General features: G+C 41.2%; 17 protein-coding genes. All 17 read left to right on the top strand.

Annotated features, from left to right (window positions below):
- Nucleotides 1–6 precede the first annotated feature (6 nt).
- The 17 genes from ACZ9AO_RS12560 to ACZ9AO_RS12480 all read left to right on the top strand — a co-directional run bounded on the left by ACZ9AO_RS12560 (nucleotide 7) and on the right by ACZ9AO_RS12480 (nucleotide 14,492).
- Nucleotides 7–1,311, top strand: coding sequence for a flagellar hook-length control protein FliK (locus ACZ9AO_RS12560; RefSeq protein WP_476109180.1), 1,305 nt, complete (start codon nucleotides 7–9; stop codon nucleotides 1,309–1,311).
- An 8-nt stretch (nucleotides 1,312–1,319) separates the two neighbouring features.
- Nucleotides 1,320–1,955, top strand: a complete 636-nt coding sequence (gene flgD, locus ACZ9AO_RS12555; protein WP_476109179.1) for a flagellar hook assembly protein FlgD — start codon at nucleotides 1,320–1,322, stop codon at nucleotides 1,953–1,955.
- A 163-nt stretch (nucleotides 1,956–2,118) separates the two neighbouring features.
- Nucleotides 2,119–2,250, top strand: a complete 132-nt coding sequence (locus ACZ9AO_RS12550; protein ID WP_285856381.1) for a hypothetical protein — start codon at nucleotides 2,119–2,121, stop codon at nucleotides 2,248–2,250.
- Between the two features lie 86 nt (nucleotides 2,251–2,336).
- Nucleotides 2,337–3,605, top strand: a complete 1,269-nt coding sequence (locus tag ACZ9AO_RS12545; RefSeq protein WP_476109178.1) for a flagellar hook protein FlgE — start codon at nucleotides 2,337–2,339, stop codon at nucleotides 3,603–3,605.
- Nucleotides 3,606–3,631: 26 nt separating this feature from the next.
- Nucleotides 3,632–3,868 carry a flagellar FlbD family protein gene (locus ACZ9AO_RS12540; protein WP_207117682.1) on the top strand — a complete coding sequence of 79 codons (237 nt, stop codon included), beginning with the start codon at nucleotides 3,632–3,634 and terminating at the stop codon, nucleotides 3,866–3,868.
- Nucleotides 3,865–4,293 (top strand): flagellar basal body-associated protein FliL, encoded by a 429-nt coding sequence (gene fliL / locus ACZ9AO_RS12535; protein WP_063596269.1) that lies wholly within the window; start codon nucleotides 3,865–3,867, stop codon nucleotides 4,291–4,293. Before ACZ9AO_RS12540 ends, fliL begins: the two co-directional genes overlap by 4 nt.
- 52 nt (nucleotides 4,294–4,345) lie before the next feature.
- Nucleotides 4,346–5,344, top strand: a complete 999-nt coding sequence (gene fliM, locus ACZ9AO_RS12530; protein ID WP_063596268.1) for a flagellar motor switch protein FliM — start codon at nucleotides 4,346–4,348, stop codon at nucleotides 5,342–5,344.
- A complete protein-coding gene (gene fliY, locus ACZ9AO_RS12525) occupies nucleotides 5,334–6,551 on the top strand; it encodes a flagellar motor switch phosphatase FliY (protein WP_318291408.1) in 1,218 nt (405 codons plus the stop codon). Before fliM ends, fliY begins: the two co-directional genes overlap by 11 nt.
- A 17-nt stretch (nucleotides 6,552–6,568) precedes the next feature.
- Nucleotides 6,569–6,931, top strand: a complete 363-nt coding sequence (locus ACZ9AO_RS12520; RefSeq protein ID WP_048684828.1) for a response regulator — start codon at nucleotides 6,569–6,571, stop codon at nucleotides 6,929–6,931.
- Between the two features lie 15 nt (nucleotides 6,932–6,946).
- Entirely contained in the window at nucleotides 6,947–7,606 is a 660-nt protein-coding gene (locus ACZ9AO_RS12515) for a flagellar biosynthetic protein FliO (protein WP_476109177.1), read from the top strand.
- Nucleotides 7,603–8,268, top strand: coding sequence for a flagellar type III secretion system pore protein FliP (gene fliP, locus ACZ9AO_RS12510; protein ID WP_063596265.1), 666 nt, complete (start codon nucleotides 7,603–7,605; stop codon nucleotides 8,266–8,268). The genes ACZ9AO_RS12515 and fliP overlap by 4 nt, the downstream gene beginning before the upstream one ends.
- A 14-nt stretch (nucleotides 8,269–8,282) precedes the next feature.
- Nucleotides 8,283–8,552: a flagellar biosynthesis protein FliQ gene (gene fliQ, locus ACZ9AO_RS12505; protein ID WP_048684818.1), complete on the top strand. Its 270-nt coding sequence runs from the start codon at nucleotides 8,283–8,285 to the stop codon at nucleotides 8,550–8,552.
- Between the two features lie 3 nt (nucleotides 8,553–8,555).
- Nucleotides 8,556–9,332 carry a flagellar biosynthetic protein FliR gene (gene fliR, locus ACZ9AO_RS12500; RefSeq protein WP_476109176.1) on the top strand — a complete coding sequence of 259 codons (777 nt, stop codon included), beginning with the start codon at nucleotides 8,556–8,558 and terminating at the stop codon, nucleotides 9,330–9,332.
- 1 nt (nucleotide 9,333) lies between these two features.
- The gene (gene flhB / locus ACZ9AO_RS12495; protein WP_476109175.1) at nucleotides 9,334–10,416 is read left to right on the top strand and encodes a flagellar biosynthesis protein FlhB; all 1,083 of its coding nucleotides are present in this window, start codon (nucleotides 9,334–9,336) and stop codon (nucleotides 10,414–10,416) included.
- A gap of 41 nt (nucleotides 10,417–10,457) precedes the next feature.
- Complete coding sequence (gene flhA / locus ACZ9AO_RS12490) at nucleotides 10,458–12,494, top strand: flagellar biosynthesis protein FlhA (RefSeq protein WP_476109174.1); 2,037 nt, start codon at nucleotides 10,458–10,460, stop codon at nucleotides 12,492–12,494.
- Nucleotides 12,491–13,648: a flagellar biosynthesis protein FlhF gene (flhF, locus tag ACZ9AO_RS12485; protein ID WP_421161957.1), complete on the top strand. Its 1,158-nt coding sequence runs from the start codon at nucleotides 12,491–12,493 to the stop codon at nucleotides 13,646–13,648. The genes flhA and flhF overlap by 4 nt, the downstream gene beginning before the upstream one ends.
- Nucleotides 13,632–14,492 carry a MinD/ParA family protein gene (locus ACZ9AO_RS12480; protein ID WP_476109173.1) on the top strand — a complete coding sequence of 287 codons (861 nt, stop codon included), beginning with the start codon at nucleotides 13,632–13,634 and terminating at the stop codon, nucleotides 14,490–14,492. Before flhF ends, ACZ9AO_RS12480 begins: the two co-directional genes overlap by 17 nt.

The following is a 14,492-nucleotide window of genomic DNA, read 5'->3' as shown; positions in this document are numbered from 1 at the left end:
GAATAGATGAATTCAGCCATTAATTCTTTACTTCCTTTGGCATCATTGAATCTAAAGGTACCAATTAAGGCAAATCAGCAAACTAATTCAGGGTTTGGTTCCGTCCTTCAATCATCCATGGGGGCAGAACCCCCCATTCAATCGGATATGGCAGCCATCACTGAAGGACGAATGTCTGTAATAAAGGATTTGCTTGGTTTTTTGAAACTTGAAAGTTTGAGTGATACAGGGGAAGAGAATGCAGCCGTTGCCCCTACAGTAAACCAACAAGACAACAACCATATTTTACAGGTCCTAACAAATGTAGCTGGAAATGATGAGGATGCCCTTGCTGATTTCTTAGCGAGCATCGAGGAACTGGATTTAGAACAAGAAGTGGATGACTTCAGCCTGAATCCACAAAGTTTGTTATCTGCCAATGTCATGGAACTGTATACAATCCTGAAAAAAGTTACTGTATTGAGCGAAGAAGAATGGCAAGACCTCCCCTTATCTGGTGTGGTGAATCTTTTGAAACTGGTGAAAATTCAAGCTCTTCTCTCGGAGAATAAGGATATGACACAAGATGAAGCGGCCATCCAGAAACAAATGAAACGCCTGCTTGAAGGGATAACGGGAAAGCTGGAGAAATGGCTGTCCAATCAGTCTAAATCAGAAATTGACCGATCTTTTAACACGTTGGAGAAAGGGCAAACTAAAGCCATAGAAACATTGAAAAGCGCATTCTCGCAATTATCCGGGAGTGACAAGGTAAATAAGGACGGGACAGTGGGCAGCGGTGTGACTTTGCAAAGTACGGATAGCGGTAAACATCAAGGGCCTGGTATGCCTTTTCTCATGACAAAGCTGGAACAATTCGTCTTGGCAGCTCCAAAAGGTGAGCAAACCGTCAGTCAAGAAGAGTTTGTTAAGCAATTTGAAAATATTTTAAGTAAGGCTAACTTTAGCGGAACTAACGGTGTAAATAAACTGTTGATCAGATTGAATCCTGAACATTTAGGGTCCCTAAGAATCGAGTTGATTCAAAAGGATGGTATGCTGTCAGCCAAGATTCTGGCTACTACTGCCCAGGCCAAAGATATGCTGGAGAATCAGATTCATGGTTTAAAACAAGCCTTTAGCGGACAAAACATTCAAATTGAAAGAATTGAAATATCACAGGCATTCAATGCTTTTAACTCTGAGAAATTCAGCCAGAAAGATGCGGAAGAACATAATGAACAACAGGAGAGTAAGGAAGAAAACAATGATGAGCCGGAAAGCGAGTTTATGGGATCCCTTGCCGATGCTCTGTTAAATCTGGAAGTGTAGGTGAAAAAATGAGGACCATCGATACGTCGCTATTATTACCAAAATCTCAAACTGAAAACAGAAAAGCCGGGGATGCATTGGGAAAAGATGATTTCTTGAAATTGTTGCTTACCCAGCTTCAAAACCAAGATCCTTCAAGTCCGATGGATAATACGGAATTCATCGCCCAAATGGCCACTTTTTCTTCTCTGGAACAGATGATGAATATGGGAGCCCAATTGGAAGAAATAATTGGGATCAATCAACAAAATAGTTTAATGGACTATAACTCTTTTGTAGGAAAGGAAGTAACTTGGCACAAATTGGATGAGGGAGATGACGACCTTGCGATAGAAGAAGGGACAGGCATCGTTAAATCCATCCAATATAAGGGGGATGGTGTTTATTTTCTTTTAGAAGATGGCACAAAGCTTGAACCCGCAAATATTTCAGCAATGAAACAAACAAGTTCCACGGCGAATAGCCTGACGGCGGCAAGTGAATTAATAGGCAAGCGCGTTTCCTGGATGGACGAAAAAAATGGAGAGTCGTCCGCTGTCGTAATCTCGGTATCCATGAGTAATGGCAAGCTGCAAATTGAAGTGGATGATGAAAACAAAACCAAGTTATCATCAGGGCAATTGATAAAAATCGCTGAAGCTTAAGGGGCAGGAATATGAATAAACTTGGTTTTCAAGCAGATTCCGCTGAGCTGATGTCACAAACCAAATTACAGTTTAGGCAAAGGCAGATGATCCCACAAGGCTTTCGACAGCATTTCCGCAAACTTGGGACAAAATAGCCCATAAAGCCAATGAGGCCAACAAGATGGGGGTAACCGAAGCTCTTTTCATTACAGCTAATGCGGCACTCATAGTAAGCACGGAAAACAACAAGGTCATCACGGTCATGGACAGAGATGAAGCAACATCACAAACACGAAAATCAATGGAACCATAATTATAGATAAATAGGCTGGACTTGGAAAAGGAAGCCTGGACTGCGGAATGACGGAAGCAGTCGTTATATGAAAGGGGAGCTTTTACATGCTTCGTTCAATGTATTCGGGAATAAGCGGATTAAAAAACTTACAAACAAAATTGGATGTTATCGGGAATAACGTTGCCAATGTCAATACATATGGTTTCAAAAAAAGCCGTGTGACATTCAGTGATGCGATGAACCAAACGGTATCTGGTGCAAGTGCAGCAACAGCCAATAAAGGCGGAACCAATTCCAAACAAATTGGATTGGGCTCCACGATTGCTACAATCGATACGATCCATACACAGTCAAGCCTGCAAACCACCGGCCGCGATCTTGATTTAGGGATATCCGGTGATGGCTATTTTGTCGTCAAGCAAGGTGATTCTCTTTCATATACACGTGCAGGTAACTTTTATCTGGATGATAATGGTACGCTTGTAAACGCGAATGGTTTGAAAGTACAGGCATACAAGATTGATGAAAACGGGAAACGATCAAAAACGATTGGCGACGTTGCTGTTAACGTCAATGCGATTTTACCTGCCATTACCACTACTAAAATATCAGTAAGTGGAAATCTAGCTTCTGACGCAATTGATGGTACCGTATTTAGCCAGCAAATGAAAGTTGTGGATGAAAAGGGAAAAGAACGAACGGCAACTATCTTTTTCCAAAAAAACGGTGATGATAAATGGGAGCTATTTGATGAAGAACCTGCTGCTTTGGGGGATACCTCAGCAACTAAACCAAAGCAGTTCACTTCAGTGAATTTCGATGCTAATGGTCAGATTGTGGCAGCAGATAAAACCCAGGCAGGTCAAACCATTAACATTTCAAGCGGCAATGAGGATGACTCGGATACAGCAGCAGTTGATGAAAGCGTTCAAAAGGTTAATTTGGATTTTGATTTCTCGAACCTCACTCAAGTTAAAGGTTCCACCACTGCTCTTGTCAATCCGGACGGTAATAAAGAAGGTAAACTGGAAAGTTTTAATATTGGTTCGTCAGGCGAAATAAATGGCGTTTATTCCAATGGACTTATCACAACCATAGGCCAACTGGCCGTTGCCAAGTTTTCCAATGCATCAGGCTTGACGAAAACGGGTGGTAATACTTTTCAGGAATCAATCAATTCAGGTACTGCAAACATCAATATCGCAGGTGAGGGGCGCGGTGTGATTGCATCAGGTTCATTGGAAATGTCCAATGTGGATTTATCCGAAGAATTTACTGAAATGATCGTTGCTCAACGTGGTTTCCAGTCGAATTCCAGGATCATTACGACGTCGGATGAAATTTTACAGGAATTAGTTAACTTAAAACGATAGGTTAAGGGAGGGAGGAGCCAGGTCTTTTGCTCTGGCTCCTAAATATCATTATCAAAGTCAGAAGGCTCAATGGCAAATGCTTTCATATAAATGCATTGTACATAGACACAGTCGAGTCATTGCCAGATACGACCATTACTTTTACAAATGGTAAGAAAATCGTTGTGCTAGAGAAGGAAGAGGAACTGGTTGCAGCTATCATACAATTTTATCGTACCGTTAATGTTCTCGGTTTTCGTAAGGATGTGGAGGAAAGTTCATGAAAAAAAACCTATTGACTATTATGTTGATTATACTCGTGGCTATAACGCTTGTTGGTGTCATAGCGGTCGTGGTTGTGACAAAGTTATCTGATCCCACATCTGCCGAAGATAAACCTAGCATTGACGAAATTGTGGAATCATCAGTGGAGGTTCCTGAAATTACTACGAATCTTGCCGGCAATGATTATATTAAAATCTCATTTATGGTTCAAACAGAAAATAAAAAAGCAAAAGAAGAGTTGGAAAAAAGAAATTTTCAAGTGAAAAATATCATCATTACCGAACTATCCGAAATGAAAGCGGAAGAGTTAACCGGTAAAAAAGGCAAGGAAAAGCTTCAGGAAGCTTTAAAGACTAGAATGAATGAATTAATGGAAGAAGGAAAAGTTGAAAAGGTTTATATAACTTCCTCGATTCTGCAATAAGAACATCCTTGCTTCATTAAATTAGAAGGGGAAGCTTTGGAGGTGAGTGTTAATGTCCGGGGAAATATTATCGCAAAATGAAATCGATGCTTTGTTATCGGCCATTTCCACAGGGGAAATGGATGCAGATGATTTAAAAAAAGAAGAAGTAGAAAAAAGAGTGAAAGTATACGACTTTAAAAGGGCGCTTCGGTTTTCAAAGGATCAAATCCGGAGTTTGACTAGGATACACGAGAACTTTGCCAGGCTGCTGACCACATACTTTTCTGCTCAGCTCAGAACATATGTCCAAATATCCGTTGCTTCTGCAGATCAAATACCATACGAAGAATTTATCAGATCGATTCCGAAAATGACTATCATTAATGTTTTTGAGGTGCCGCCCTTGGATGGCCGAATCATTCTTGAGGTCAACCCGAATATCGCATATTCCATGATGGATCGCGTTTTGGGCGGGCGGGGCATAAGCGTGAATAAGGTGGATAGTTTAACGGAAATAGAAACGAAAATCATGTCGAATTTATTCGAGAAGGCTTTTGAGAATTTACAGGAGGCTTGGGGAACGATTGTTGACATAGACCCGGTGATGACTGAGTTCGAGGTGAATCCACAATTCCTGCAGCTGGTTTCGCCCAACGATACAGTTGTGGTCATTTCCTTGAATACACAAATCGGAGAAACGAGCGGAATGATTAATGTTTGCATTCCTCACGTCGTATTGGAACCGATCATACCAAAGTTGTCCGCTCATTATTGGATGGAAAATTCCCAAAAGGAAAAAATCCCGGAGGAAATCATGATTTTGGAAAAGCGTATCCGAAACGCAGATCTTCCCATTATATCCGAACTTGGTTCCACGGACATTACCATCGAGGATTTTTTGCTGCTTGATGTTGGCGATGTCATCGATTTAAATAAGGCAATCGATGAACCTTTGACGATTACCATTGGAGGGATCCCGAAATACAGCGGGCAGCCAGGAAAAGTAGGAAAAAAACATGCTATCCAGATTCTTGATATTTTGAAAGGGGGAGACGAAGATGGTAAGTGATGGAATGCTTTCACAAGACGAGATAGATGCCCTTTTAAAAGGTACAAGTGATATAGAGGATGAGGTGTTCCCTCTTTCGATTGATGATTATTTATCAATGATGGAACTCGACACCCTCGGTGAAATTGGTAATATCTCCTTCGGAAGTTCGGCCACTGCTCTATCCACGTTGTTGAATCAGAAAGTGGATATCACCACCCCGACGGTTACTTTAATTGAAAGGGGACAGATCGCGGAAGAATTCCCGCATCCGTACGTAGCGATTCAAGTGCAATATACAGAAGGTTTTTCAGGTATAAATATGCTGGTAATCAAGCAGAGCGATGCAGCTATCATTGCAGATTTGATGCTTGGCGGAGATGGGGGGAATCCTTCTGACCTTCTTGGGGAAATTCAATTGAGTGCTGTCCAGGAAGCCATGAACCAAATGATGGGTTCTGCTGCGACATCCATGTCGACCATTTTCAGTAAAAAAGTGGATATTTCACCACCTAGCGTAGATTTACTTAACTTTTTAAATGGTGTTGGTGAAAATGCGATACCTGACGAAGATTTATTTGCAAAAATCTCGTTCCGCCTCCGTGTCGGTAACTTAATTGACTCCAGCATTATGCAATTGTTGCCGTTAGAGTTTGCTAAAGGGTTAGTTTCTGAATTATTAAATGGGACGGGCGAAAGCCAACCTGCCGATATGAATACGCAAAAAGCACTGAGTGATCCAGAAATGAACATTCCGACTCAGGAGCCGGCACCATTCCAGGATAACCGGACTGATCGATCGGTAAATGAAACTTATGGACAAGGCGGTCATCAAACCCAACCCATGAACCAAATACCGAATGTACCACAACATTTTGGAGTTTCATCCGTACCAACAGGACAGCCGGTGAATGTTCAGCCTGCCAGTTTCACTAGTTTCCAGCCTTATCAGCTTCAGGAGCCTGAAACGAAAAATCTCAGCATGCTGATGGATATCCCCTTGCAAGTGACTGTGGAACTTGGAAGAACGAAACGCTCCGTAAAGGATATTTTGGAGCTTTCCTCCGGATCGATCATCGAATTGGATAAATTAGCAGGAGAGCCAGTGGATATCCTGGTAAACAGCCGTTTGATAGCAAAAGGTGAGGTAGTGGTGATTGATGAAAACTTTGGAGTGCGTGTTACGGATATCATGAGCCAAAGTGAACGATTAAATAAAATAAAATAATTTGGGGGACGAAAATAATGGCTAATAAAATTTTAATTGTGGACGATGCAGCATTTATGAGAATGATGATAAAGGATATCCTTTCTAAAAATGGTTTTGAAATAGTCGGGGAAGCAGCAGATGGCGCCCAAGCAGTGGATAAATATAAAGAAACCCATCCGGATCTTGTAACGATGGATATTACCATGCCCGAAATGGATGGTATTACAGCGTTAAAGGAAATTAAAAAGATAAATCCTCAAGCTAAGGTCATCATGTGTTCAGCGATGGGGCAGCAAGCCATGGTCATCGATGCGATCCAGGCGGGTGCAAAAGACTTTATCGTGAAGCCATTCCAGGCAGACCGTGTTTTGGAAGCCATAAATAAAGCATTAAGTTAAGAAGGTGTCTTCATATTGGTATTAATTAAAAAATGGCTTCAGTTCTCACTGATGATAGCAGTATTCTACTCTGGGGCCATACAGGCCCATGCGGAAGATCTTGAAAAAACAGTGAAGGATGTTTATGAACAGCCAGATGATTTAAAGGTGGATAAAGGTGAATCAATAGACTCGAAATCTACCAAACAGGCAACGAATTCTGACAAAGTGGGGATAACCGTTTGGGAGTTTCTGAGGATGATATTTGCTACTATTTTTGTAGTGGCCCTTCTATATATCCTATTAAAGTTCATTAATAAAAAAAGTAAATCGTATCAAAAGGCAAATTCAGTGGAGAATTTAGGCGGTACGGCCCTTGGTGCAAACCGTTCTGTTCAGCTTGTTAAGGTCGGCGGGCGAATATTGGTGATCGGGGTCGGCGAAAATATTCAGCTTTTGAAAGAAATAGATGATCCCGAGGAATATGAACAGCTTTTGAAAAATCACAACGATAAGCTCGATCAAATGATCCAGCCTGGGGAACTTGCAATGAAGTTGAAAAATAAGTGGTTGAAGAAAAGGGGTTCAGAAACCGCTAGTTTCTCTGCAGAGTTCAAAAGTCAACTTGATCAAATGTCTGATAGCAGGAAAAAGCTGTTAAAGGAGCTTGATAGGAAAGGAAGAGACAATGAATGAATGAGTTCATGGAGTTTTTTAATAACAGTGATCCGACTAATGTCTCTACTTCCGTCAAACTTGTTCTTCTAATGACTGTCTTATCGCTGGCTCCAAGCATATTGATCTTGATGACCTGTTTTACAAGAATCATCATTGTCCTGAGCTTTGTGAGAACATCGCTAGCTACACAGCAGATGCCGCCGAATCAGGTGTTGGTCGGCTTGGCACTTTTCATGACATTTTTCATAATGGCACCGACTTTTCAGGAAGTGAATGAAAAGGCATTAACCCCATTATTTAATGAAGAGATAGATTTAGAAGAGGCATATGTACAGGCCTCGATACCATTCAAGGAATTCATGAGTGCCCATACAAGGCAAAAGGATTTGGCGTTATTTTTGGATTATGCCAAGGTGGATAAGCCTGAAACGATACAGGACATTCCCTTGACTGCCTTTGTACCTGCTTTTGCAATCAGTGAAATCAAAACAGCTTTTCAAATTGGCTTCATGATTTTCATTCCCTTTTTGGTTATTGATATGGTCGTTGCAAGTGTTCTGATGTCGATGGGGATGATGATGTTGCCGCCAGTCATGATTTCCCTGCCATTTAAAATCCTCCTTTTCATTCTTGTTGATGGATGGTATTTAGTGGTGAAGTCTTTATTACAGAGTTTTTAAGCAGGTGAGAAAAAATGAGTGCAGATTTTGTTATTGATATAGCAGAAAAAGGAATTTATATGGTATTGATAATTGCCGGTCCATTGATGGTAATCGCTCTTATTGTAGGACTAGTAGTAAGCATCTTTCAGGCGACTACACAGATTCAGGAACAAACCTTGGCATTTGTTCCGAAAATCGTCGCAGTCTTATTGGGACTCATTTTATTGGCTCCATGGATGCTGAGCCACCTATTATCATATGCAAATGAAATATTCGGCAATCTGAATCGATTTGTAGGGTAGGGCATGGAGGAATTATTTCCGCACTTTCCCGCCTTTTTATTAATTTTAGTCCGGGTCACTACGTTTTTCGTGGCCATGCCGATTTTTTCGTACCGTTCTATACCGGTACAACATCGGGTCGGGCTTGGAATCTTCCTTGCCTGGATCATGTACTACACCATCGATGCTCCGGTTCTGGAATTGGATGTGACGTTTTATTTATTGATCATGAAGGAAGCGCTTGTTGGCCTTTTCATTGGGTTTACAGCGTATATGATTTTGTCGGCCGTTCAAGTCGCTGGCGGATTGATTGATTTTCAAATGGGTTTTTCAATAGCGAATGTCATCGACCCCCAAACGGGGGCACAAAGCCCGTTGATGGGACAATACCTTTATACGATCGCTTTATTATTCCTATTGAGCACTAACGGACATCATTTGCTTTTGGATGGAATTTTTTATAGTTATCAGTTCATCCCGATTGACCAATTATTTGTACCATTCGGAGATCATGCACTGATAGAATATTTGGCCAGAGCTTTCAGCAAAGCTTTCATGATTGCTTTTCAAATGTCCATACCTGTAGTGGGAAGTATTTTCTTAGTGGATGTCACGCTGGGGATCCTTGCCAGGACAGTCCCTCAATTAAATGTGTTCGTTGTCGGTATTCCAGTGAAAATCATTGCCGGCTTAGCGGTTATCATACTGGTAATGGGGATGATGATGACAGTTGTCACTCAACTCTTCAATTTCTTGCTTTTGACCATGCGTCATCTAATGCAGTTGATTGGAGGCGTTTGATGTGGAGAGGTTTCAGTTGGATTTGCAGTTTTTCGCAGGTGAGAAGACCGAAAAGGCGACTCCCAAAAAACGTCAGGATTCGAAGAAAAAAGGTCAGGTGGCAAAGAGTCAGGATGTAAATACCTCTGTGAATTTACTTGCAGTGTTTTCAGTATTATTGCTTATGGGACCGTACATGTATAATCATCTGCTCGGTCTCATGAAAGAATATCTGCAACATTTTACCTTGACTAGATTCAACGAGGAATATATGCAAATTATCATGATTGAGGTTTTAAAGGAGATGGGCCTTATCCTGGGACCCGTTTTCGCAGCAGCGTTAGTGGCTGGGATATTGGCTAATGTCATGCAAGTCGGATTTTTGTTTTCGACTGAATCCATTCAGTTCAAACTTGAAAAATTGGATCCCATTAAAGGATTCAAGCGTATTTTTTCAATGAGGGCCATTGTTGAATTATTGAAATCCATTCTTAAAATAGCATTTGTTGGTTTTGTTGCCTCTTATGTACTATGGCAGCGCATGGATGAGATTATGATCTTATCACAGATTTCTGTGGAAGAAGCAATGGCAACATTGGCGGATATTACGATAAAAGTAGGATTTTATGCCGCTGTGGCCTTATTGTTCATTGCTCTATTAGACTATTTGTATCAAAAATATGACTTTGAAAAAAACATCCGGATGTCCAAACAGGATATTAAGGATGAGTATAAAAATTCCGAAGGGGACCCGCTCATCAAATCCAAGATAAAGCAAAAGCAGAGGCAGATGGCCGCTCAAAGAATGATGCAGGAAATTCCCGATGCGGATGTGGTCATCACCAACCCGACGCATTTTGCCATTGCTTTAAAATATGATCAAGAAAAAGCTGAGGCTCCGTATGTAGTGGCAAAGGGCGTTGATTTTGTTGCGCAGAAAATTAAATTCATTGCTAAAGAAAACGATGTGATCATGGTGGAAAATCGGCCTTTGGCCAGGTCTTTATATGATCAAGCTGAATTAGGCCAGGCGATACCTGAAGAGTTCTTTAAGGCGGTCGCTGAAATACTGGCCTTTGTATATAAAACCAAAGGTAAACTGTAAAGAAGTAATAAGGTAACCCGCTAGTTAGGAGAGAAAAAAACATGCGAGCAAGAGATTTAGTTGTTATATCGAGCGTCATCATGATCGTTGCCATGTTGGTCATTCCATTGCCAACCTGGTTGTTAAGTATTTTACTCCTATTAAATATCTCTCTTGCGTTGCTGGTTCTATTGACTACGATGAATATGAAAGAGCCTCTCGAATTTTCAATCTTTCCTTCCTTGCTCCTTTTACTGACGTTGTTCAGGCTGGGGTTGAATGTTTCCACGACTCGTGCCATTTTGACATATGGTGATGCTGGGGGAGTTGTAGAAACCTTTGGTTCATTTGTAGTCGGCGGTAACGTGCTTGTAGGATTAGTTGTATTCATCATTTTGGTCATCATCAATTTCATCGTGATCACGAAAGGTTCCGAACGGGTCTCGGAGGTGGCGGCAAGGTTTACGCTGGATGCGATGCCAGGGAAACAGATGGCCATCGATGCAGATTTAAATGCTGGGATGATCTCCGAAAACGAAGCTCGTGCCAGAAGGGAAAAAATTAGTAACGAAGCAGACTTTTATGGATCCATGGATGGAGCGAGTAAGTTTGTTAAAGGGGACGCCATAGCGGGCATCATCATTGTCATCATTAACTTGATTTTCGGTATGATCATTGGCGTCATGCAATTGGACATGAGCTTTGGAGAGGCAGCCGTCCATTTTTCCATGTTATCGGTTGGTGACGGTATCGTGAGTCAGGTACCAGCTTTATTGATTTCTACAGCTACGGGAATAGTTGTAACCCGGGCTGCCTCGAATGGAAACCTCGGAGCGGACATTGTTGAACAGTTATTTCAATTTCCCAAAATGCTTTACCTAACAGCAGCAACCATTTTCCTTTTAGGGTTATTCACTCCCATTTCTGACTTATTCACCATTCCGATTGCTGCTTTATTAGTCGTTGGTGGGTATACGATTTCAAGGATTCCGAAGCAGGACGAAAGTGAAATACAAGAAATGGAAGAAGTGTTGGAAACCGATGAAATGAAAAGTCCAGAAAGCGTCATTAACCTTTTAAGTGTCGACCCAATCGAATTTGAGTTTGGATATGGATTGATTCCGCTTGCGGATGCCAATCAAGGGGGAGACCTACTGGACAGGGTCGTCATGATCCGCAGGCAGCTTGCAATTGAATTGGGGCTCGTGATCCCGGTTGTCAGAATACGTGATAACATTCAGTTGAATCCCAATGAGTATCGGCTGAAGATTAAAGGAAGCGTCATGGCAAAGGGTGAATTGCTCCTTAATCATTTCTTGGCCATGAGTCCGGGGATGGAGGATGATTCAATAGAAGGAATCGATACAATAGAACCGTCTTTCGGTTTACCAGCCAAGTGGATCACGGATGACATGAAAGAACATGCCGAGTTGTTGGGTTATACAGTTGTGGACCCGCCAAGCGTTGTATCCACTCATTTGACGGAAGTCATAAAGGCCAATGCTCAGGAATTATTGGGGAGGCAGGAAACGAAACAATTGATCGATCATCTTCACGAATCGGCACCTATACTGGTGGAGGAAGTCACTCCGACTCCTTTGTCTATAGGAGATGTACAAAAGGTATTGGCAAAATTATTGAAGGAAAAAGTTTCAATAAGGAACTTACCGATCATTTTCGAAACACTTGCTGATTATGGCAAGTTATCGACTGACACAGATTTGCTTACTGAGTATGTCAGGCAGAATTTAGCCAGACAAATAACGAATTCTTTTATTACGGATGAAAATAGAATTAAAGTCATAACATTATCGGGGAAAGTGGAGAAGACCATCGCGGATGGTGTACAGCAAACCGAACATGGTAATTTTTTATCATTGGATCCAACTCTATCGCAATCCATATTGGAGGCAATTGCAGCCAAATTGGAAGAGCTGACCCTAATGGATCACCAACCGATTTTACTCTGCTCTCCAGCAGTAAGGATGTATGCCCGGCAATTAACTGAACGTTATTTTCCTAATGTACCGATTCTTTCATACAATGAACTCGAATCGAATGTAGAAGTACAAAGTGTAGGGGTGGTGAATTTCGATTGAAAGTAAAGAAATATTTGGCACCAACAATGAACGAGGCAATGAAGCGAATAAGGGAGGAACTAGGCAGTGATGCGGTAATCTTAAGTTCAAAGGCTGTATATACTGGTGGTTTCTTAGGGTTATTCAAGAAGAGGAATATTGAAGTCATTGCAGCAATGGACCCCATGTCCCAGTCTAACCAAACCGTGACCAAACAAAAATCGAAGAAGTTGCCATCAAAGCTGGAAATGGCAAGTCATGCCCTTGAATCTAATGAAGGCAATAGGGAAAGTGCTGCCTTATTAAAAGAAATCGAAGGTTTGAAAGATATGATAAAGAGCTTGCAAGTCTATTCTCCTGATCGAAAATATCCGGGGAAACTGCAGAAAATGCATGAATACCTAACAGGGCAGGAAGTGGATCGTTCACTTCGGTCCAAAATCATGGATGAACTTCTTGAAAAATGGTTCGTTTTTAAACAACAATCCACTGATGAAGAGGTTCAAGTTTGGTTGGAAGAAGCCATGTTCGGGATTTTGGAAAAGGTCGATAATGGAAAAACCGGGCTGCAAAAAAAGTATATTAATTTTGTTGGCCCGACAGGTGTGGGAAAGACGACGACCCTGGCAAAAGTGGCTGCAGAAACCATGTTGAAGCATGATAAAAAGGTGGCTTTCATTACGACGGATACGTACAGGATTGCTGCAATAGATCAACTTAAGACATATGCCAAGATCTTAAACGTTCCCATAGAAGTGGCTTATAATCTGGAAGACTTCAAAAGGGCGGCTGAACGCTTCTCACATTATGATTTTGTTTTTATTGATACGGCCGGAAGGAATTTCCGTAACGCGCAATATGTTAAGGATCTTAATGAAATCATCCATTTTACAGATGAGATGGAAACCTATTTAGTTCTGTCATTGACTTCTAAACAGAAGGATATGGAAGATATTTATCGACAGTTTGCTGCCATACCGCTTAAACAGGTCATTTTTACAAAAGCGGACGAAACTTCCACTTTCGGGCCTGTATTCAATTTTATACACACTCATAAATTAGGAGCCGCCTATATAACAGATGGACAGAATGTACCGGACGATATTGAAATAGCTACATCATCACAGCTAATGAAAATGGCTTTTGGGGCTAAAAAATATGAAAGATCAAGCTGAGAATTTACGAAGAAGATTGGAAGCCCGCCAAAATCAATCAATGGCCAAAACGATTGCCGTTTTAAGCGGTAAAGGTGGAGTGGGAAAATCAAACTTTTCTTTGAATTTTTCCATTGCCTTATCCCAAAGAGGGAAAAAGGTACTGTTGTTCGACATGGATATCGGTATGGGGAATCTTGATATTTTGATCGGTGAACACTCGCCCTGCAGTATTATTGATTTTTTTGAATGTAGGTTGAAGGATATCATTATGTCAGGACCGGGAAATATTTCAATCATTTCAGGAGGAACAGGGATGACGAATCTCTTTTCACTTAATGAAGATAAGTATACCCGCTTTAATGAAGAATTCAGTTTATTGCTGGCAAATTACGATTATATCTTATTTGATATGGGTGCAGGCATCACTGAGGATTCCATGAAATTCCTGTTATGTGTGGATGAATTGGTCGTTATCACGACGCCTGAACCTACTTCCATCATGGATGCATATTCCGCAATGAAATATATTCATTCAGTAAACAAAGAGATTCCATTCTTCCTAGTTTGCAATCGTGTTTTCTCGAGTAAAGACGGCAATGAAACGATTAAGCGGCTACAAAATGCGCTAGTGAAATTTTTAGGTCTGGAAGCTGTAGCTCTAGGTTACTTGCCAGATGATAGAATCGTACCCAAATCTGTTGCCAAACAAATGCCCTTTCTCCTTTTCGATTCTGAAGCTGATGTATCCAAAGCCATCGTGGACATTGCTTCGAGATATGCAAATCATTCATTTGGGGAAGAATTGACTTTGCAAAAAAGCCGTTTCCTCCAAAATATAAAGAGATATTTTTTGGGAAAGTAG

Source organism: Peribacillus sp. TE19612 (genome assembly GCF_056279465.1).
This window is presented reverse-complemented; position numbering and strand designations above follow the sequence as displayed.